Here is a 21,489-nt window from a genome sequence, read left to right as displayed (position 1 = left end):
AATGAAAGCGCTAAAAATATACATATTTCTGTTCGTCTTTACCATGTTAAGCAATTGTGCCACCTATAATAAACAAGTGAGCCATGAAAGTGCATTAGAGTACCCAAATAATAAGGTTTTGGCACATCGTTTTTATCTTGTTGGTGATGCAGGAAACACAAAGCATAATGCCGCAAATGTTACTTTAGAGGCTTTGCAGAGCAAATTACAAGCCGAAGGAGAAAACACCACGGTGCTCTTTCTAGGAGATAATGTCTACCCTAACGGCATGCCGAAGGAGACGAGTGAAAAAAGCGCTTTGGCGGGCTACCGGCTAAAACTGCAAACCGACTTAGGGAAAACCTTTAAAGGTAAAACGGTTTTTATTCCAGGAAATCACGATTGGTATAGCAACGGACTTAAAGGGTTAAAGAGACAGCAGGAGTTTGTGGAAAATGAATTAGGAAAAAATTCTTTTCTGCCAAAAGATGGTTGTCCTATAAAAACCAGAGATATCGACGAAAATAGTGTTGTGATTTATGTAGACTCACAATGGTATGTAACCAATTGGGACAAACACCCCACTATTAATGATGACTGCGAGATTAAAACAAGACATGAGTTTTTAGAGGAGTTTAGAAGCGAAATTAAAAAGGCACGAGGAAAAACTACACTTGTGGCGATTCACCACCCTATGTTTAGTAATGGGCCACATTCTGGAGAATACGATTTGAACTCTCATTTAAAACCGCTACCGGTTTTGGGGTCTTTAAAAAATCTTATCCGAAAAACAAGTGGGATTTCAAACGCCGACTTACAAAACAAGTTCTATAATGAATTGCAACAAAATTTGGTTACTGCTGCAAAACAAAATGATAAGGTCATTTTTGTATCTGGCCACGATCATAGTTTGCAATATTTGGTAGAAAACAACATACCACAAATAATAAGTGGTGCGGGTTCTAAAACGTCTGCAACGAAATTAAACAAGGGAGGGAAATTTGCCTATGGAGTGCAGGGTTATGCTGTTTTAGATGTCTTTACCGATGGAGCGTCATTTGTGCAATTTATATCATCAGACCAGAACACTGTAGAATATAAGACGGCTGTTTTAAATAAAGATATTGAAGTCGTGCAAGATACCTTTAACACGATAGATGCAGATTCTATTTCCTCTACCATTTATACTCCAGCTGAAACCAGAAAAAATAAAGTGTATGAGTTTTTATGGGGAAAACGGTATAGAAAACAATATAGCACCCCTGTGAAAGCCAAAACAGTGCGCTTAGATACTTTATTTGGAGGCGTAACGCCAATTCGTAAAGGCGGAGGTACACAATCTGTATCATTACGATTGGAAACCAAAGGAGGAAAACAATATGTAATGCGTGCGGTAAGAAAAAATGCAGTACAATATCTTCAAGCTGCATTTTTTAAAAACAAATATATTGAAGATGATTTTCAGAATACAAAATCTGCGGCTTTAATTCTCGATATATTTACTGGAGCGCATCCTTATGCGCCATTAACAATAGCAAAACTGTCTGATGCCGCTGGAATTTATCATACCAATCCACAGTTATTGTATGTGCCAAAACAAAAAGCATTGGGACGTTTTAATACGGACTTTGGAAATGAGCTTTATTTAGTTGAAGAACACGGTTCGGATGGGCATTTTAATTTGGCTGGTGAGCATTTTACAGGCGGTATTATAAGTACGCAAGATGTTTTAGAAGAAATACATGCTGATGAAGACATTGTAGTCGATCAAGAGTCTTACATAAAAGCAAGATTGTTCGATATGCTTATTGGCGACTGGGATAGGCACCAAGACCAGTGGAGGTGGTTAGAATTTAAAGAAAATAATAAAACCGTTTATAGGCCATTACCAAGAGATAGAGATCAAGTGTTTTCTAAAATGTCTGATGGGTTTCTACTCGGTACAGCCGTTAAAGCGCTTCCTGCTGCCAAGCTTTTGCGAAAATATGAAAACGACTTAAAAGATGTAAAAGGCTTTAATGTAGAACCTTTTCCTTTAGATATGGCTCTAATAACATCGGCAGATAAAAGCGTTTGGGATGAGCAAGTGAATAGCATTACGCAAGGAATCACAGACGCTGTTATTGATAAGGCATTTGAAGATATTCCAAAGGAAGTGCAGGATCAAGATATTGTAAAAATAAAAGATATTCTTAAAAACAGGCGTGCTAATTTGCAGAAAATAGCTGATAGGTACTTTAAGCTAATCAATAAAGTTGCCGTAATAAAGGGCACAAATAAAGATGATTATATAAAAATTAATAGTGAAAAAGACGGAACGGTAGCGGTTTCCATTTTTAGAAAAAAAGGAGATGCTTATACCGATCGCTTTCATTATAAAAAATACGATCCAAAACTAACTAAGGAAATATGGATTTATGCATTAGACGATGAAGATACTTTTGAAGTCTTTGGCAAGAGTAAGCAAATAAAAATACGCCTAATAGGAGGCCAGAACCATGATGATTATACGGTTGAAAATGGAAAAAATATAGTGATATACGATTATAAAACTAAAAAGAATACTATCGATCAAGCAAAAAAGGCGAGTTTAAGATTAAACGATCATTACGAAACTAATGTATATGATTATAATAAGCTAAAAAACAATACCAATCAAGTGCTTCCTATTTTAGGCGCAAATCCAGATGATGGTTTAAAAATTGGATTTTCAAACCTATACACTAGGTATGGTTTTGAAAGAAACCCATTTACAAGTCAGCATAAAATAAATGCGGCGTACTATTTTGCTACTAATGGTTATGAGCTCGCTTATACTGGAGAGTTTGCCCATGTTATCCATAACTTAAACTTAGTGATAGACTCTGAATTTCAAAGTTCAAATTTTAGTTTGAATTTCTTTGGATACGGGAATGAAACCCCAAACAGCGATGATGAGTTAGGGTTAAATTACAACCGTGTTAAAGTAAGGGGCTTAAAATTGGCGCCTTCATTAACATGGAAAGGTCATTTAGGAGCGGTAATCGGGCTTGGTGCTTCTTATGAGTCTGTTGAAGTAAGTGAAACTCGTAACCGCTTTGTGGAAAACAATGCGCTATTGCCTCATTATATTTTTGACGAAGTGCAATTTGTTGGGGTGCATGCCTCGTATTTATTTCAAAATTACGATGTGAAAGATTACCCCACAATAGGAATGAAAACAGCTTTAAACTTAGGGTATAAATCGAACTTAGATATTAAGAATAGAAGTTTCGGGTATCTTATTCCGGAAATCAGTTTTACGCATCATTTAAATCCTTCAAAAAAATTGGTGCTGGCAACAAAGTTAAGAAGTCATTTTATTTTTGGTCATGATTTTGAGTTTTATCAAGCGGCAAGCATCGGAGGTGAGAACGGGCTAAGAGGTTATAGAAATCAACGTTTTTCTGGTAAGAACTCATTTTATCAAAATACAGATATACGCTACAGCTTCAGTAATTTAAAAACAAGCGTGGTACCCATTCGTATAGGTCTTTATGGAGGTTTTGATTATGGACGAGTATGGATGGAACATGATACTTCTAGTAAATGGAACAATTCATATGGAGGGGGTGTGTTTGTAACAGGAGCCGAAATGCTGTCGTTAAATTTAGGTGTTTTTAATAGTGCAGATGGTGTAAGGGCCTCTTTCTTACTAGGGTTTCAATTTTAACAACACTGTAGGTTATAAGAACGTAAAGCTTTAAAACCTGCAAAACTGGTTTTGCGTCGCCCCTATGGCTAAGATTAGATATTTTAGTTCTTTTAAAGCGTGTGTTTTTTATGCTATAAACTGTCTATTGGGAGTTGCGTTGGCCATGGTTTAGTCGGTTAATTTGTTAGTGATGGTTTACAGGGTATTATCAGTAACTGCATAGTGTAGAGTGTCCTTAGGGGTATGGAGTAATTAGATTAGAACAGGGTGTTTTTAGGTAAGCATTTCAAATGTCTCATTAATAAGAGGATAACAACAAATAAAACGATGTGTAAAAAAACAAGTAGCAAACATTTATTTAGCATTTTAACCTTTTTTTTAATAGGAGTATTTTTGGTTCATGCACAACACATGAACAGGGAACAGTTTAAAGATTCTGTGCGTAATGTGCCGTATTTCTCTATTCATCAAGATAATTATTTTATTTCTGGTGTTCCTACCAATATGGAAATAAACAGTAGTACGGCAAATTTAAAATATCAGATAAGCTTTAAACAAACCATAACAAGAGATCAGCTGCCTTGGGGTACTTACCTGTTTTTAACTTATACCCAAAAGTCTTTTTGGAATGTTTATGAAGATTCGTCTCCTTTTAGAGATATTAATTTTCATCCTAAACTTGCCATTGGAAAGCCTATTTTTTCTAAAAATGATAGACTAAAAGGTTTTGCAATACTTTCGTTAGAACACGAATCTAATGGACGGGATAGTATTTACTCAAGAAGCTGGAACCGTTTAGTAGGAAGTTATACTACCAAAATTTCTCAAAAGACTACTGCGAATTTTAAAGCTTGGCTACCATTTGCATATAAGGATGGAAATCCAGATCTGTTAGAATATGTAGGGCTTACGGAAGTGAATATAGAGCATGAGCTAAAAAAAGATAAGCTTTATCTAAATTTAATGTTGAGAAAAGGATTGAATTTGGAGGGTAAGGGCACTATTAGGTCTCGGGTTTATTATAGTCCCTTTACGAATAACAAATCTAACCAATACCTTATGTTAGAATGGTATCTTGGGCAGGCAGAAGGCTTACTGGAATACAAAGAATCACGTAGTATGATCCGTATTGGCTATGTTATCAAATCAAATGAGTTTAGCATTTTCTAGATGAGATTGTAAAATCCTATATCTTGCTTTTAACGGGGCCATAAATTATTTCGTGTTTTCGATTTAACATTAAAAAGTGGTTTAACCGCACCGTCATGGTTATAAACTTGAGTCTAATATATTACCTTTGTCTTACTAAATAAAAAGATGGCTTTCACACTACTTTCATCGCCCTTACAGGGGTTTACCGATTATCGGTTTCGTAACGCTTTCAATCATTATTTTGGTGGCATCGACACCTTTTATGCGCCCTATATTAGATTAAATGGCAAACTAAAAATTAAACAATCCTATCAAAACGACTTATTGCCAGAAAACAATGTGAATTTGGAGTTAATCCCACAAGTGATTACGAATGATGCGGACGAGTTTGTGTATGTTGCTAAATATGTGCAGAGTTTAGGGTATAAAGAACTAAATTGGAATTTAGGCTGTCCATATCCCATGGTTACTAAATCTGGGATGGGCTCTGGCTTAATTTGCAATCCTAGTAAAATTAAGGAGGTTTTACATAAAGCGCATAACGAAACCGATATATTGGTATCTATGAAAATGAGAATGGGCTATGACACTGCAGAAGAAATTTTAGAGGCCTTTCCTATTTTAGATCAATACCCGCTTAAAAACATTGCGATTCATGCTCGCATAGGAAAACAGCTTTACAAAGGGCCTGTCGATTTAGATGCTTTCGAAAAATGCATCACTAACACCAAGCACAAGTTGTATTATAATGGCGATATTATTAGTGTTTCTACATTTAAGGCTATTGAAGAACGTTTTCAAACTATCGATCATTTTATGATAGGACGTGGCTTAATTGCAGATCCTTTCTTGCCCAGTATGATAAAAAATAACACTACGGAATATCCTAAAAACCGATGGGATGTTTTCTCAGAATTTCATGATACCATTTATCAGCAATACGACGCGTACTTATCTGGGCCAACACCTATAAAAATGAAAATGCTAGGGTTTTGGGAGTTCTTTTCTCAATCGACATCAAACCCTCAGAAAACGTATAAAGCTATAAAAAAAGCCACAAACCCTATTAAGTATAGAAGAGCTGTTAATCAAATCTTGAGTGCAGAGATGAAAAATGAAAGACTCTAAATAGCAAGACTAGGAGTTCTTAATGAATAAAAGGTAAGGGGTGTATTGAGCATTGTAAAGACTTGTATTTAAGATTTTTTCAAGTTGTAAAGATGGCTTTATTTTGAACTACAAGTCATCCATTTGTTTATTTCAATATTCATTATAAAATTATTCGTAGTATTGTATATGTTCAATTTTCGCTTAAAAGTTTTTTATACTGTTGCCAGAAGACTTAATTTTACTAAGGCTGGCGAAGAATTGCTCATATCCCAACCTGCCGTAACCAAACATATTAAAGAATTGGAAAGCCAGTTTAATTTGGCTTTATTTGATAGGAAAGGAAATAAAATAGCACTTTCTCCAGCGGGTAAAGTATTGCTTAAACATGTGGAGGAAATACATGAGATATACCGCCAAATAGAATTTGATCTAAATCAATTTAACAAAACGCTTAAAGGGACATTGCATGTAGGGTCTAGCACTTCTATTACACAATATGTTTTGCCTTCTTTGCTCGCGCAGTTTCATAGCATGCACAGGGATGTAAAAGTGGAACTGTTAAATGGTAATTCGGAACAGATTGAACAAGCATTGCTCAATAAGACCATAGAGCTGGGGATTATAGAGAGTAAATCCAAAAGACGTGAAATTCATTACACCCCTTTTTTAAAAGATGAGATTGTTCTGGTATGCAGCAGTAAAAACGGATCCATTAAAAAAGACGAAATACATCCAGAAGATTTAAAAAACATCCAGCTGCTTATGAGGGAGCCAGGGTCTGGTACTTTGGAGGTTATTGCAGATGCCCTAAAACAAAAAGGAATTGGTCTTTCAGATCTAAAAGTGGAAATGCAGTTGGGAAGCACAGAAGCAATCAAGTCTTATTTACAGCATTCTAATTGTATGGCTTTTATCTCAATTCATGCTATATATAATGAATTGGAAAACAATATGCTTAAAGTCATCGAAATCAAAAAAATGCCCATTCATAGAAACTTTTACTTTATTACTCCTCAAGGGCCAGAGATGGGCTTGCCTGCTTTATTCATTCAATTTTTGGTTCGGAATCATAAAGTGTAATCCAGATTGAAAACGAATACCAAAGACTTTATTTTTTTTACAACCCACCAAGCTTTAAATTTCCTGATAATTTCCAGAGCAAAAGAATAGCAGGGCGTTATTTTATAACAACTGTTGCTTGTCTTCTCTTTTTTATATCGAATGGATACACCAAATTAAACTAGCACTATAACTTAAGGTTATGCTAGATTAAAATTAGCTATTAGCGATTCGTTTTGTTTCACATTAACTTTGAACCATTAAAAAACGAGAATAATCTTTAAACAGTTTAATCTAAAACATCTAAAAAAATGAGTTTAAGAATAGGAGACGACGCACCAAATTTTAAAGCCCAAACCACATTGGGAGAAATTGATTTTCACCAATGGCTAGGAAACACTTGGGGCATTATTTATTCGCACCCTGCCGATTTCACCCCTGTTTGTACAACGGAACTTGGGCGTACCGCGCAGTTAAAGGATGAGTTTGCAAAAAGAGACACGAAGGTAATTGCTGTGAGTATAGATGGTCTTGAGGATCATAAGAAGTGGATTAATGATATTAACGAAACCCAAAATACCAAAGTGGAGTTTCCAATAATAGCCGATACAGATAAAAATGTAGCCACGCTTTATAATATGATCCATCCTAATTTTTCTACAACAGCAACCGTGCGCTCGGTATATTTTATAAGTCCAGAGAAAAAAATTCAAGCGATTATTACCTATCCGGCGTCTACAGGAAGAAGCTTTACAGAGATACTGCGCGTATTAGATTCTTTGCAGCTTACTGCTGGGCATAGTGTAGCCACACCTGTAGATTGGGAAGTAGGCCAAGATGTAATAATTTCACCTTCAGTAAAACAAGAAGATGTTGAAGCTAGTTTTCCTAAAGGGCACCGTGTTATTAAACCTTATTTAAGGTATACGCCACAGCCTAACAAATAATTTGAAATTATTCTAAAACATGGATTTGAAAAAGGGATTAGAAAGGGGGCCGTTTAACGATAGCCAAGCAGAAAAACTTAATGATGCGTTGTCTGGACTTGATTCTGGGCAATTGCATTGGTTGAGCGGCTTTTTTTCGGGTCTCAACCAGAAAGCTTCCATAGCTGCTACTGCTGCAGATAGCCAAGTGCCAACAGCTACAACTGCTGGTGTTGCGCTTGTGCCAGAAAAAATAAACATTTTATTTGGTAGCCATACGGGCCATAGTGAAGCTTTGGCTCACCAAATGGCAGCGCAGGCAAAAGAAAGAGGCCTTGAAGTAGAGGTGTTAGATATGGCTTCTTTTAAAACCAGAAATTTAAAGTCCATAAAAAATCTGGCCGTTATTGTAAGTACCCATGGGTTGGGAGAACCCCCAGTGCAGGCAGAAGACCTTCATAAGCACCTTCATGGCAAAAAAGCCCCAGATCTTTCGCATATCAATTTTTCGGTTCTGGCACTTGGTGATAGCAGTTATGTCGATTTTTGCCAAACCGGAAAAGATTTTGATGCCGTTTTAGAGACATTAGGAGCTAAGCGCATAGTCCCACGTCAAGATTGTGATGTGGATTATGAGGATTTGGCAGAAGCTTGGCAAACTCTGTTTTTGGATACCATAGCGCAATCTTCTGGCCCCATTTCTGTTCCAGATTCCTCGAATAGTGTTGCCGCTCCTGCGAATGCTGTTGTTTACGATAAGAAAAATCTTTTTGAGGCAACTATTCTAGAAAAAATCAATCTTAATGCTACAGGTTCTTCTAAAGAAACGATACATTTAGAGCTAGACCTTGAGGGGTCTGGTATAACCTATGAGCCGGGCGATGCCTTGGGCGTATATGGATCGAACGCTCCTAAACTGGTTCAAGGGGTTTTGGAGGCAACAAACCTGACTGGAGAGGAGCAGGTGTCTACGCATAATGGTGAAAAAACCGTATTAGAGGCGCTGACCTATGATTATGAATTGACGCCCTTATCAAAACCCACACTATCGAAATATGCGGAACTTACTGATAGTGCGCGTCTAAAAGACATATTAAAAGACAATAATACGATTGCTGAATATCTTTTAGGGCGTGATGTTCTAGATTTGATACATGAAGAGCCTTATGAGTTTTCGGCGAACGAATTGATATCGGTTTTAAAAAATAATACGGCAAGGATGTATTCCATTGCATCGTCACAGGAAGCTGTAGAAGATGAGGTGCACCTGTTGGTGTCGGTAGTGCGTTATAATGCCTTTGGAAGAGATAAAGAAGGGCAGTGTTCGTCTACACTTGCCGATCGTTTAGAGGTTGATGATAAGGTGAAGATATTTGTAGATAAAAATACCAGGTTTAAGCTTCCAGAAAATCCTGATACGCCCATTATTATGGTGGGGCCTGGTACTGGCGTGGCTCCTTTTAGAGCCTTTATGCAGCAGCTTGAGGTTTCTGAAAAAAAGGCGCCTTCATGGCTTTTCTTTGGTGATCGAAATTTTACAACCGATTTCCTGTATCAGGCAGAGTGGCAACAATACCTTAAAGAAGGGGTGTTAACAAAGGCAGATGTAGCGTTTTCTAGAGATCAAACAGAAAAACAGTACGTACAGCATAAAATGTTGGAAAACAGTAAAGAGTTGTACGATTGGCTAGAAAATGGCGCGCATTTTTATGTTTGTGGTGATGCTGATAAAATGGCGAAGGATGTGGATGTGGCGTTAAAACAAATTATTCAGGAACAGGGAGGGGTAACGCTCGAAAAGGCAGAGCAGTACATTAAAAATCTTCAACTATCAAATCGATATCAAGCAGATATTTATTAACTTGGTTCAGGATCATGTTCTGATACCACACAAAATATGCTTATGGACAAAATATTAGTACAAGATAACTTATCGGAAGACGAACATATTAAAGATAAAAGTGATTTTCTTCGGGGGACGATTAAAGAAAGCCTTAAGAACCCCTTAACGGGTGCTCTAGCCCCTGATGATATGAAACTTATAAAATATCATGGGTCTTATCAACAGTATGATCGGGATTTTGAGGGGGAAAGGAAACATAAAAAACTGGAACCTTTATATCAGTTTATGGTACGGGTAAGAACCTCTGGTGGTGTTACAACGCCTAAGCAATGGCTAGCATTGGATGCGCTTTCAGACGAGCATGCTAATGGTACGCTTAAATTAACGACGCGACAAGCCTTTCAATTTCATGGGATATTAAAGAGAGGGTTAAAGCCTACCATTCAAGCGGTGAATGATGTCTTGTTGACTACGCTTGCAACGTGTGGCGATGTAAACAGGAACGTGATGTGCAGCCCTAATCCACATCAATCGCATATCCATGAAGAAGTGTATGCCTTGGCAGGTGAAATCAGTAGTTATTTTCTGCCCAAAACCACTGCCTATCATGAAATTTGGTTGAATAAGGAAAAAGTGGCTGGAACACCCGATTTTGAGCCTTTATATAATCATACATATTTGCCGCGAAAATTTAAAATAGCGCTGGCCATTCCACCAAATAACGATATTGATGTTTTTGCCAATGATCTTGGTCTTATTGCTATCGAAGAAAATAACACCATTAAAGGGTTTAATATTTGTGTTGGCGGAGGCTTAGGAAACACTTTTGGTAATGACGCCACCTATCCGAGATTGGCCGATGTTATTGGTTTTGCTCCAAAGGAAAAGGTTATTGAGGTAACAGAAACAGTAATAGCCATACAAAGGGATTACGGTAACCGATCGGATAGAAAATTGTCAAGATTAAAACATACCATCGATGATCGTGGGTTAGAGTGGTTTGTAAATGAGTTGAATACTCGTCTGGGTTGGAGCTTAGCGCCTTCGCTCCCTTACAAATTCGTATCAAACGGAGATAGGTATGGTTGGCTGCAAGGGATAAACAATAAATGGTTCTATACTTTATTTGTAGAACATGGTAGAGTAAAAAATGAAGCGGGGTATACTTTAAAAAAAGCTTTAAGAGAAATAGCCCAAATTCATAAGGGTGATTTTAGGTTAACGGGAAACCAAAATCTAATTATTGGAGATGTTGAAGAGAAAGACAAAAAAACGATTGAAGCTATTTTAACGGAAAATGGAGTTAAGGATCATGCCAAATTAACGGGGCTTAGAAAAAGCTCTATGGCCTGTGTGGCATTGGGAACTTGCGGACTAGCCTTTGCTGAATCTGAGCGCTATTTACCGTCTTTAATCGATAAGCTTGACGTTATTATGCGTAAAAATGGTCTTGAAAATGATGAAATTAATATAAGAATGACAGGGTGCCCCAATAATTGTGCTCGTTCATCTTTGGGAGAAATCGGTTTTGTAGGGCGTGCTCTTGGACGTTACAATATGTATTTAGGTGCTAGCCATAATGGAGATAGGTTGAATTCACTTTATAAAGAAATGCTGTCTGAGGAGGATATTCTTGCGGAATTAGACCCCATAATAGCGGCCTACGCAGCAGAGAGAGCTCTAGAAGAAGCTTTTGGGGATTTCGTAATACGGAAAGGACTGGTTGAAGTAACAAATCGTCCTTTACAAGTGCTTTCCTAAAAATATCGATTTTTTTTAAATCTAAATCAGATACAGGGGCGTTAAAATATTTTATAGATTATTGGTTGTAGGGGTAGGCAATTCACAAGATAAAAGCCAAAGTTTCTTTATTTTTAAGAAACTTTGGCTTTTTGTTTTATAATTAAGACTACCAATTGGGCAAAGTGTACATGTTTGGCATTTTATCCAATAAAAGAACGTTTTTTTGTCTAGTAAACTGAATAAAATCATCGGCCTCAGACGTGCCAATTGGCGGCGTATAATACGTTTTTTCAGTATTGCTCCAAAACATCATAAAAGCGATTTCAATATTTTTTTTAGTTAAGGCTTCGTAAAATAGTTTGGTATAGAGATTAGATTTTAGGCGGCTTCTTCCTTGTTCAATAGGATGTCCTGTTTCTGTTAAAGCCGCCACTTTAACACGTTCTTTTGCTAATTTAGAAATAATTTGCAGTTTTTTATTAGCTTTTTTTGAACCCGAAGGACGGTTTTTTTTGAAATTTTTATAATCATCGAGACCTAAAATATCCACATATTCATCTCCAGGATATCGTTCTAAATAGTCCTCTTCCGATTTGAATCTATTGTCTGGAGAAAAGGCAAATAACATGTTGTTTACTGCCATGTCATCACGTAAATATTTTACCGTAAACCTAAATAAGGCCTTGTACTGTTCTGGTGTACAGTAGTTTCTTCCCCACCAGAACCAGTCGCTATCGAATTCATGAAAAGGTCTAAAAATTATCGGAACCCTTTTTCCGTCATCTCCAATTAATCCTTTTGTTATGCGTGCTATTTTTTGTAATTTTTGTTTGTAATAATCATGATTAATACCCCCTGGTAAAATACTTACTAAAGCATTTTGTTTCTGATATCTTGACATCTGTTTTGCGAAAAAATACTGTCCTTCAAAGGGTTCCCTAAAATGCCAAGAAAACATATTAACGATTCCTCTGTTGTACCCATCTTGTGCATTTTTTATAATTTCTTTTTCTTGATTATAAAACCAATTGCCATCTTTTGCAATGTTTTGATCATCAGTTATGAACATAAAGTCAAGTCCTGAAAGTCCGGGGTCATGCCCTGTTGTGCTTTTTATGTCAGCTTCTCCATTTGTTTTTTTATGAAAATGAGTAAAAGCATCTTGTTGGCCTACGATAAAGCCTGTTTGAGCAATGGTTTTGAGGTTGTAAAATAACGCTATGGTTTCGTGAGTGGCATTGGGATTAACCATAAAAAAGGATGCCTCTTTTGGTTTTAGTGTAAAGTTGGGCGCCGCTGCTTTAAGGTTTGTTATGGAGGCATGGTGCGGGGTGCCGATAATGGCATCGCTATGGTTCGAATTGGATATGGTGAGTTCCAACGTTTTATTGTTTTTAGATGTATTTGGAAATAAAATCACAGGAATTTCTACGAAAGTTTTACTAGGGAGAATTGTAGCAGTATGAGGAAGAGGTTTGTAATCTAGGCCGCTCATTGCATTACCACCAAAGTTTAAAATGAAAGTGATGGGCGCACTTACAGGGTTTGTGATACGGATAATAAATTTGCCAGTTTTACCAGAATCATTTGAAGGGTTGAAGGTTGCGGTAACGCTTGCGACAGCTTTTGTTGTAAGGGGTGGTTTTTCTTTTATATTAGAGCTTGCTAAACCATTAAAAAAAAGCATTAAACTGAATAATAAGATGATGGTTTGCCGATACATTTTCCCGTATTCCTTTTATTTGATTAAAGGAATCAAATTTCATAATTTAATTTTTAATAACGTTGTTTTTTTTAAAATGTTGCAGATAATTATCCTCCCTTTTTGTAAGAGTAGAAAGCTTTGTTTTTTAAGAGTATTTAACGAGCTGTATGCTCCCATAACGAACTATAAGTTGCGGGACTTCAAGTAAAGGAGGTATTAGCTTGAATACGGCATTTAGGTTTTAACCATTAGAAAGAAGGCGTCAGGTTTTGAATCTTTATAATTTCCCAGTATTTAGATGTTATTAACAAAATAGGTTTAATTAAAGTTGTTAATTTGCAAGCCAATTATAAAACTTTTGGACAAACTATAAAGTTTATAGACATGTTTATAATTGTGAGGTTTAGATAAAAAAACGAATAATTAAATATATTTATGGATGTAATTGATGCGATTATTTTAGGCATTATTCAAGGACTTACAGAGTTTTTACCTGTATCTTCTAGCGGTCATTTGGAAATAGGAAAGGTTGTTTTGGGAGACGACTTTGCTCCTAAAGAGAGTTTGCTTTTTACAGTTGTGCTTCATTTTGCAACGGCATTAAGTACTATTGTTGTTTTTAGAAAAGACATTTGGAGTATCCTTAAAGGTGTTTTTAAACTGGACTGGAACGAAGATTTGCAGTTTGTAACTAAAATTATTTTATCCATGATTCCTGCTGTTTTTATCGGCTTATTGTTTGAAGAGGAATTAGAGTCTCTTTTTGGTGGCAATATCTTGCTTGTAGGTTGTATGTTGTTGGTTACGGCTGTGCTGTTGTTTTTAGCAGATAAAGCAAAAGACACAGATAAAAAAGTAAGTTTTGGGAATGCTTTGGTTATTGGTGTGTCTCAAGCCATCGCTATGTTGCCTGGCATTTCAAGGTCTGGTGCCACCATCTCTACATCCGTTATTTTAGGAAATGATAAAAGCAAAGCGGCGCGTTTTTCCTTTTTAATGGTGGTGCCATTAATTTTGGGCAAAGTGGCCAAAGACGCTTTAAGTGGTGAGTTGAGCTATGAAAGCAGTAGTGCTTTGCCTCTTTTTATCGGGTTTATAGCGGCTTTTATTTCTGGTTTGTTTGCCTGTACTTGGATGATTCGATTGGTTAAAAAAAGTAAACTCACCTATTTTGCTGTGTATTGTGTTGCTGTGGGATTAATTGCAATTGTTTTTTCACTTTATAATAGCTAATGTTCTGGTAAGCTTATGGGTGTGGGTGTTATGAATTCTCTTTAGTTCTAAAAAAGACGAAGAACCTTAGCTTTGGTTCTTTGGGCTGCGTTCTATAAGAGACTATCATGCTTTTTTATAGGTTAAATGCTGATTAAGTAATTTGTTTTATGTATTTTATCGTAAATGTCTTTGCTAAACATATATAACTGTGCTGGTTTTTTAGATATGCCTATTTGTTTCTCATCTAAAGCAATAATATATTTTTTGTTTATTAATTTTCGTCTAAAATTCCTGTTATCTATTTCTATTCCAAGAATAGATTGATATAAATCTTGTACTTCATTTATGGTGAATTTATCTGGGAGTAGTTCAAATATGATGGGTTCACGCAGGCATTTTACTTTTAAATCCTCGTAAGCCTCTAGTATTATTTTTTCATGGTCAAAACCTAGAATAGGTAGGGTGTTGATGGGGAACCACTTGGCTTGGTGTTTGTTCTTTTTTAAATCCACCTCTTCTGTGTTTAATAGAAAGTAATACGCAATAGTAATGGTCCTTAAATTAAACCCTTCACTTTTAATCCAGATTTGGTCTTTTTCATTCATCAATCGATCTGGACTTCCAAAGGCTTTAAACTGTTTTTTATATTGATTAGTTAAACCTGTAAGCTCTTTTAATACCCGAGATGCAGTATCGTCTAAAGTTTCTTTATTTAGTACATGATAGCCCGTTAAAACATAATCGTCAACCAAAATCTCTTTTTTATTTTCTGATTCTAGAAAACGTTTTATTAGCAAGACGTTTAGGGATTTTGTGGTGATGTCATATCCAAAAACAACGCAATCTACAGATATGTTTAATATTTTATCAAGTTCTTCCATAATGTGTTTTAATTACAAAACAAGTTTGTTTTGTATAATGCTAATATATAAAATAATAATCAAACGTAATTTATACGTTAGTAAGGGTTTTTGTTAGATATATTAATATAACAGAGGTAATATAGCATAGCTTATAGATATTTTTGTATATATTTTTTATATTAATTAGGATTATAATATTATTTTTTTATACATTTGAAAAATAAACGTACAAATGACGTTTGTTGTTTTTCAATAATTAAAACTAAGGCATATGAGAAACCTAGTAATATCTTCGTTAGTGTTTGGGGTAAGTAAAAAGACAAATAAGTCGAATCATTTTCGTCTAAAAATGATGTGTTGTGCCTTGTGTTTTGGTGTTGGTTTTCTTTCGGCGCAAGAGGAGGAAACAGGTGATAAGTATGTCCCTTTTAGTATAGGCGCTCATATAAAAAACATGCATATATGGCATGGTTCTGTAGTGCATCCTGGTGCTGTAATTGCTGCAGATTTAGAGTATAACTCACGTAATAATAAATTCACCATGGGCCTTTGGGGTGGTTCTAGTTTCTCTACTATAGATGTATTTAACCCCTATACAGGAGAACATGCTAGTGCCTATTATAAAGAGGTGGCTGTTTATGCAAAATATCGATTCTCTGAAATATTCTTTATTGAAGCTATTTCACATAATAATTACACTGGAGTAGAGGAGAGGGGTGATAAATTACATTTTTGGAGTTATGATAAAACTCAGGGATATAATTTTGTAGATGTTGGTTTTGGATATCACATAACGCCAAACACCTTAGTTTATTTGGCAACCATTGTTGGAGGCGGTTCTGGAGATTATGAGCTACACGATAATGGTGTCTTAAAAAACTCTTGGACACATTATTTTGAAGTGAGTAGTAAGGTTTGGAATAATCAAAACTCAAGCTTATCTCTTTTTGCTGGTGGAGCATGGTCTTTTATAACAGATCAAACGTTTTATACAGATGGTGTAGGAAATATAATTAACATTGGTGCGACATTTAGTAATGATATATCAATAAAAAGTTATAAATTACCTGTAAATGTTACTGTTATGTGGAATCCAGAACAGGAAAAAACAGTTTTACAGCTAGATATTACTTTATTTTAAAGCACCTATTCTAGGTCTTTATTGCCATTTAATTGAACCATGCTGCTTTAAGTGAAAGATGGTTTTGTTTAATGCTACTTATTGCTAAATGTTATGGTCCAACATGAAAGCGAATTCAAAAAACACCAACTAAGTTAAGTTAATTCTAAAAAAAACAAACCCATGAACACATCCAATAACTTTAAGCAGTTCGAAGCTTTAGAAGAAGAACAGTTGCCAATTTCTAAGCACAGATTACATGGTTGGACACACTTTGCAGGATTGTATGCTGCCGAGCATGTTGCTGCTACAGAATTTGTTATCGGGGCAACTTTTGTGGCATTAGGAGCAACAACCAAAGATATTTTACTTGGCTTATTGATAGGTAATATTTTGGCCGTGCTTAGTTGGACACTTATTACGTCTCCAATTGCCGTCGATACGCGCTTGAGTTTATATACCTATTTGAATAAGATAGCGGGAGACTCCATGACGAAGCTTTATAATTGGGCAAATGTTATAATTTTTACGGTTATTTCCGCAGCCATGATTACGGTATCGGCAACTGCCGTCCGCTTTGCTTTTAATATTCCAGCACAGCTCAATTGGTATCCAACAAATTTATGGTTTATAGCAATTGTGTTAATTGTGGGTTCTGTGGTGGTGGCTATTGCCATATACGGATTTAATGCGGTCTCCGATTTTTCCGGAATTTGCGCACCATGGTTATTTGTTATGTTTACTTGCGGAGCCTTTGTCTTATTGCCAGCATTATCTTTAGAAGTATTAGGTAGGCCCTTGCCAAATGGCTGGAGCGATTTTATAAATTTGGGCGATCAATCGATATGGACGGGGGTTAATAGTAATGGCGAGCCTGGCATTGGACTTACAGAGGTTATCGGTTTTGCATGGGCAGCAAATACCATCACACATTTTGGACTTATTGACATGGCTTTACTGCGTTTTGCAAAAAAGAAATCTTACGGATTGGCCACAAGTACAGGCATGATGTTTGGTCATTATGTGGCTTGGATATCTGCAGGAATTATGGGCGCAGGGGCTGCTGTAATTATTGGAAAATCCATTGTAGAGCTTGATCCTGGCGATGTGGCTTATTACGCATTAGGCTGGTCTGGTTTTATTATTGTAATCGTGGCGGGTTGGACCACGGCCGTGGCTAACCTTTACAGAGCGGGCTTGGCTGCTCAGGCCATTTTTAACAAACAATCGCGACGTAAAACAACCTTACTGGTGGGGCTGGTCACTATGGTGGTAGCATGTTTCCCTTTTGTGTTTTCACAAATGCTTCCCTTGCTTACCTATGCCGGGTTATTGGTGGTGCCGGTAGGAGCAATAGTTTTTGCCGAACATCAAATCTTTCCTAGAATTGGTTATACACGCTACTGGTCGCACTACCGCCAATTAACCTTTAGTACACCTGCTATTGCTTCGTGGGGTTCGGGCTTGGTATTTGGCTTTGGTTTAAATGCCTTAAATGTGATGTCTTTCTTTTATTTGTTTTTGCCAACTTGGGTGTTCACCATTATTGTTTATACATTTTTGGCTGGACGTTATGGCGCTAAAAACAAATATCCTGAGGCCGTAGAAGAAGAGCGCATGCGTAATGAAAATATTGAGACGTTTCAAGAGCAAAAGGCCGAATTGGAGCCTGTTTTTATAAAAGACACCTCAATTTTTACCCAAGTATTAAGAACTGTTTCTGTTCTTGTATTATTAATTACCCTTATTCTTGCCAGTATTGTTCTTTTTGGCAGTTCAAATGAAACGATGTATGTTGAAAATCGTGAGCTATTTTATCGCTATGCATTCATCTGTACTTTAATCTACTTTATAACCGCATATTGGGCGCTAAAACGCAGCAAAAATCAAAAAAAATAAATATCATGGAAAAAATCCTAAAACTTAATCAGAAGAATTTGGCAGAAATTGCAAATCGAATTCCTTGTCCCACATATAATAGAAGCTCCATTAAAACCGGTATCGTTCATGTAGGTATTGGGGGTTTTCATAGAGCGCATGAAGCTCTTTATACAGATCAGTTGTTGCATGATGAATCGATAACAGATTGGGGGATTTGTGGAGTGGCCTTATTGAATTTTGATACCAAAATATATCATACCTTAAAAGAACAAGATGGTTTATATACCTTAATTGTTAAAGAATTAGATGGTAGCCATACTACGCGCGTGATTGGTGCAATAGTAGAGTGCTTGTATGCTCCAGAAAACCCGATTAAAGTGATTGAAAAAATGGCTAGTCCAGAGGTTAAAATCATCTCATTAACCATAACAGAGGGCGGCTATAATTATAATGAAGCTACTAAAGCATTCGATTTTGGTAATCCATTGATTCAACATGATCTAGAGCATGCGGATGCACCCAAAACCATTTTTGGATATTTAACACAAGCTTTAAAACTAAGAAAAACACGTGGATTAAAAGGTTGTACCATCCAATCTTGCGATAATATTCAAGGAAATGGCCACATGACCAAAAACATGCTATTAAGTTATGTTAAAAGAGCCGAACCTGAGCTTAAGGACTGGATAGAGGCACATGTGTCTTTTCCCAATGCTATGGTCGATAGGATAACTCCGGCAACTTCTGCAAGTGATATTGACTATTTAACAGAGACTACAGGTATTGATGATGCTTGGCCGGTGGTATGCGAGCCTTTTAAACAATGGGTTATTGAAGATGATTTTATAGCAGGACGACCTATTTGGGAAACCGTAGGTGCACAATTTGTGAAAGATGTCGTGCCTTACGAAAAAATGAAACTGAGCTTATTAAATGCAGGACATTCTGTGTTGGGTATTCTTGGTGCTTTGCTAGGTTATGAGACCATAGATGAAGCAGTTGGTAACCCAAATATTAGTGCGTTTTTAAACCACTATATGGATGTGGAGGTTACACCTATATTAGGTGATTTAGAAGGTGTTAATTTAAATAATTACAAACAATCACTGTTAGAACGGTTTGGGAATATCAATATTAAAGACCAAATCGATAGAATTTGTTCAGAGACTTCTGCTAAGTTTCCAATCTTCATTTTGCCAACTGTAAATGCACAATTAGAAAAAAAAGGATCCGTAAAACTGGCGGCTTTTGTAACGGCGGCTTGGGCCGTTTACAGCTTAGGTAAAGATGAAAGTGGTAAGGAATTAACCATTAAAGACGCTATGAAAGCGGCGTTAAATGAAAAAGCCAATGCGGCAATAGACTATCCAGAAGCTTTTTTAGAGATAGATTCTGTTTTTGGAAAATTAAAAGACGCTAAGGTGTTTGTTAACGCCTACACCAGTGCTTATCAAAATATTGTAAATAACGGCGTAGAAACATGTGTAAAAGATATTAATACTAACGTTTTAAATAACCATTAAATGAAAAATATAGTTTGCTTTGGCGAGGTGTTATGGGATGTTTTTCCAGCACATAAAAAAATAGGAGGGGCACCTTTAAATGTTGCCCTACGTTTACAATCGTTAGATAATCATGTTTCTATTATTAGTAGAATAGGAAACGATAAAAAAGGAAAAAAAATTGAAGCATACATTATTGAACAAGGAGTGTATGCAGAAAATCTGCAGGTAGACGAGAAGTTGAAAACAGGGAAGGTAAAGGTGATGCTAAATCAAAAAGGCTCAGCTTCCTATGATATTAAATTTCCTCGTGCTTGGGATAATATTCAATTAAACGAAAACACTGAAAACATAACGCGTAATGCCGATGCTTTTATTTATGGGAGTTTGGTGGCTAGAGACGAAACCTCGAGGCATACTTTGTATGCGCTTTTGAAGCTGGCAAAATATAAGGTTTTTGATATTAATTTAAGAGAACCTTATTATACTATTGATGTTTTAAATCATTTAATGAAAGCGGCAGATTTTATAAAATTTAATGATGATGAAATTTTTGAAATTGGAGACTTGTTCGATTCTAAAACACACTCTTTAGAACAAAATATTAAGTTTATAGCAGAGCATACCAATACCAAAACGATTTGTGTTACAAAAGGGCGCCATGGTGCGATTTTATATTGTAACGATACGTATTATTATAATAGTGGCTATCAAATAGAGGTGGTAGATACGGTTGGTGCGGGAGACTCGTTTTTAGCGTCTCTAATTAATATGTTGCTCAAAGATGGTAAGCCTCAAGATGCCTTAGATTTTGCTTGTGCCATTGGGGCCTTAGTTGCTGGAAGTGAGGGTGCTAATCCGAAAATAAATAAAGACGATATTAATAAATTTATTTGCCCTAAATAAGTTTATTGGATAATTAAGTAGATTAATAGCAATTCAAAAAAGAAAGGTTTTATGTACTACATAAAACCTTTCTTGTGTTTTTGTAGGATGCTATAACACTGTACCTAAAATCTGTGTAATACCAATTTAAATTTTAAAAGTCGTTATAAATGAATTTACATAATGATGATTTCCTGTAATTGATTTGATTGTTTCAGCTTTCATTTCATTTATCATTTCATGCAGCCATTTTTTTAAATCTTGCATTGTTTTAAAGCGTTGGTTTTTAAATCTATTTTTAATGTACTGCCAAACTTGCTCGCAAGGATTTAGTTCTGGATTGTAAGGGGGGATTCTTAATAGGTATATGTTTTTCGGTACTTTTATGTGTTTAGTTGAATGAAACCCTGCGTTATCTATAACCACTATTTTATATTCTTTTGGTTTATAGTTGGAGAACGCTCCAAGGTATGCTTCAAATATTTTGTTGTCCACACCATTGATTTCCCAAACAAAACTATCTCCATTTATGGGCGAGTAGCTCCCGTAAAGGTATGTTGTCTTAAAAACATGCTGATAGGTCACTATTGGTTTTACTCCAGAGGCGGTTAAATAGCTTCCTAAATGATTCATCATTCCAAAGCGTGCTTCGTCTTGAAAGTAGAGGTTTACATCTTCATAACTATCTTTATTTAGACTTAATCTAATGTCATCTAGCGTATTAGGAGGTTTTTAAAAACGCTTTTTCAGCATGGTCATCCTTTTTGTAATGCGATTTTCTAGGGCTTTTTAGTTTGGTCTTAAAATGTTGTATTAGATAATGGCGGAGTAAG

At 36.1% G+C, this 21,489-nt stretch carries 15 protein-coding genes; 12 read left to right on the top strand and 3 right to left on the bottom strand.

The window, feature by feature from the left end; genetic code table 11:
• The first annotated feature begins 1 nt into the window (after position 1).
• From ACFFU9_RS08365 to cysI, 7 genes are all read left to right on the top strand, one after another.
• Positions 2-3,670: a metallophosphoesterase gene (locus ACFFU9_RS08365; protein ID WP_379860949.1), complete on the top strand. Its 3,669-nt coding sequence runs from the start codon at positions 2-4 to the stop codon at positions 3,668-3,670.
• Positions 3,671-4,063: 393 nt separating this feature from the next.
• A complete protein-coding gene (locus tag ACFFU9_RS08360; RefSeq protein WP_379860948.1) occupies positions 4,064-4,822 on the top strand; it encodes a phospholipase A in 759 nt (252 codons plus the stop codon).
• Positions 4,823-4,969: 147 nt separating this feature from the next.
• Complete coding sequence (locus tag ACFFU9_RS08355) at positions 4,970-5,932, top strand: tRNA dihydrouridine synthase (RefSeq protein ID WP_379860947.1); 963 nt, start codon at positions 4,970-4,972, stop codon at positions 5,930-5,932.
• 168 nt (positions 5,933-6,100) lie between these two features.
• Complete coding sequence (locus ACFFU9_RS08350) at positions 6,101-6,994, top strand: LysR substrate-binding domain-containing protein (RefSeq protein WP_379860946.1); 894 nt, start codon at positions 6,101-6,103, stop codon at positions 6,992-6,994.
• A gap of 290 nt (positions 6,995-7,284) precedes the next feature.
• Complete coding sequence (locus ACFFU9_RS08345; protein ID WP_379860945.1) at positions 7,285-7,920, top strand: peroxiredoxin; 636 nt, start codon at positions 7,285-7,287, stop codon at positions 7,918-7,920.
• 19 nt (positions 7,921-7,939) lie between these two features.
• Positions 7,940-9,760, top strand: coding sequence for an assimilatory sulfite reductase (NADPH) flavoprotein subunit (locus tag ACFFU9_RS08340; RefSeq protein WP_379860944.1), 1,821 nt, complete (start codon positions 7,940-7,942; stop codon positions 9,758-9,760).
• A gap of 42 nt (positions 9,761-9,802) precedes the next feature.
• Positions 9,803-11,503 (top strand): assimilatory sulfite reductase (NADPH) hemoprotein subunit, encoded by a 1,701-nt coding sequence (cysI, locus tag ACFFU9_RS08335; protein WP_379860943.1) that lies wholly within the window; start codon positions 9,803-9,805, stop codon positions 11,501-11,503.
• 148 nt (positions 11,504-11,651) lie between these two features.
• Here the strand turns inward: cysI and ACFFU9_RS08330 are convergent, their stop codons facing one another.
• Positions 11,652-13,172 carry a glycoside hydrolase family 26 protein gene (locus ACFFU9_RS08330; protein ID WP_379860942.1) on the bottom strand — a complete coding sequence of 507 codons (1,521 nt, stop codon included), beginning with the start codon at positions 13,170-13,172 and terminating at the stop codon, positions 11,652-11,654.
• A gap of 453 nt (positions 13,173-13,625) precedes the next feature.
• Between ACFFU9_RS08330 and ACFFU9_RS08325 the strand changes: the two genes are divergently transcribed.
• Complete coding sequence (locus ACFFU9_RS08325; protein ID WP_379860941.1) at positions 13,626-14,423, top strand: undecaprenyl-diphosphate phosphatase; 798 nt, start codon at positions 13,626-13,628, stop codon at positions 14,421-14,423.
• Between the two features lie 122 nt (positions 14,424-14,545).
• On the opposite strand, the gene ACFFU9_RS08320 is transcribed toward ACFFU9_RS08325, so the two are convergent.
• Positions 14,546-15,286, bottom strand: coding sequence for an NUDIX hydrolase (locus tag ACFFU9_RS08320; RefSeq protein ID WP_379860940.1), 741 nt, complete (start codon positions 15,284-15,286; stop codon positions 14,546-14,548).
• A gap of 253 nt (positions 15,287-15,539) precedes the next feature.
• Between ACFFU9_RS08320 and ACFFU9_RS08315 the strand changes: the two genes are divergently transcribed.
• The 4 genes from ACFFU9_RS08315 (at position 15,540) to ACFFU9_RS08300 (ending at position 20,677) form a co-directional block, all read left to right on the top strand.
• Complete coding sequence (locus ACFFU9_RS08315; RefSeq protein WP_379860939.1) at positions 15,540-16,409, top strand: hypothetical protein; 870 nt, start codon at positions 15,540-15,542, stop codon at positions 16,407-16,409.
• 162 nt (positions 16,410-16,571) lie between these two features.
• Positions 16,572-18,287: a purine-cytosine permease family protein gene (locus tag ACFFU9_RS08310; RefSeq protein ID WP_379860938.1), complete on the top strand. Its 1,716-nt coding sequence runs from the start codon at positions 16,572-16,574 to the stop codon at positions 18,285-18,287.
• A 5-nt stretch (positions 18,288-18,292) separates the two neighbouring features.
• Complete coding sequence (locus tag ACFFU9_RS08305) at positions 18,293-19,792, top strand: mannitol dehydrogenase family protein (RefSeq protein WP_379860937.1); 1,500 nt, start codon at positions 18,293-18,295, stop codon at positions 19,790-19,792.
• A complete protein-coding gene (locus ACFFU9_RS08300; RefSeq protein ID WP_379860936.1) occupies positions 19,793-20,677 on the top strand; it encodes a carbohydrate kinase family protein in 885 nt (294 codons plus the stop codon).
• 126 nt (positions 20,678-20,803) lie between these two features.
• Here the strand turns inward: ACFFU9_RS08300 and ACFFU9_RS08295 are convergent, their stop codons facing one another.
• Positions 20,804-21,364, bottom strand: coding sequence for an IS630 family transposase (locus ACFFU9_RS08295; RefSeq protein WP_379860960.1), 561 nt, complete (start codon positions 21,362-21,364; stop codon positions 20,804-20,806).
• Between the last annotated feature and the right edge of the window lie 125 nt (positions 21,365-21,489).

The sequence above is a fragment of the Mariniflexile ostreae genome (genome assembly GCF_042427585.1).
GTDB lineage: Bacteria > Bacteroidota > Bacteroidia > Flavobacteriales > Flavobacteriaceae > Pseudalgibacter > Pseudalgibacter ostreae.
Note: the sequence above shows the minus strand (reverse complement) of the source record. Positions and strands in the feature narration are given on the sequence as shown.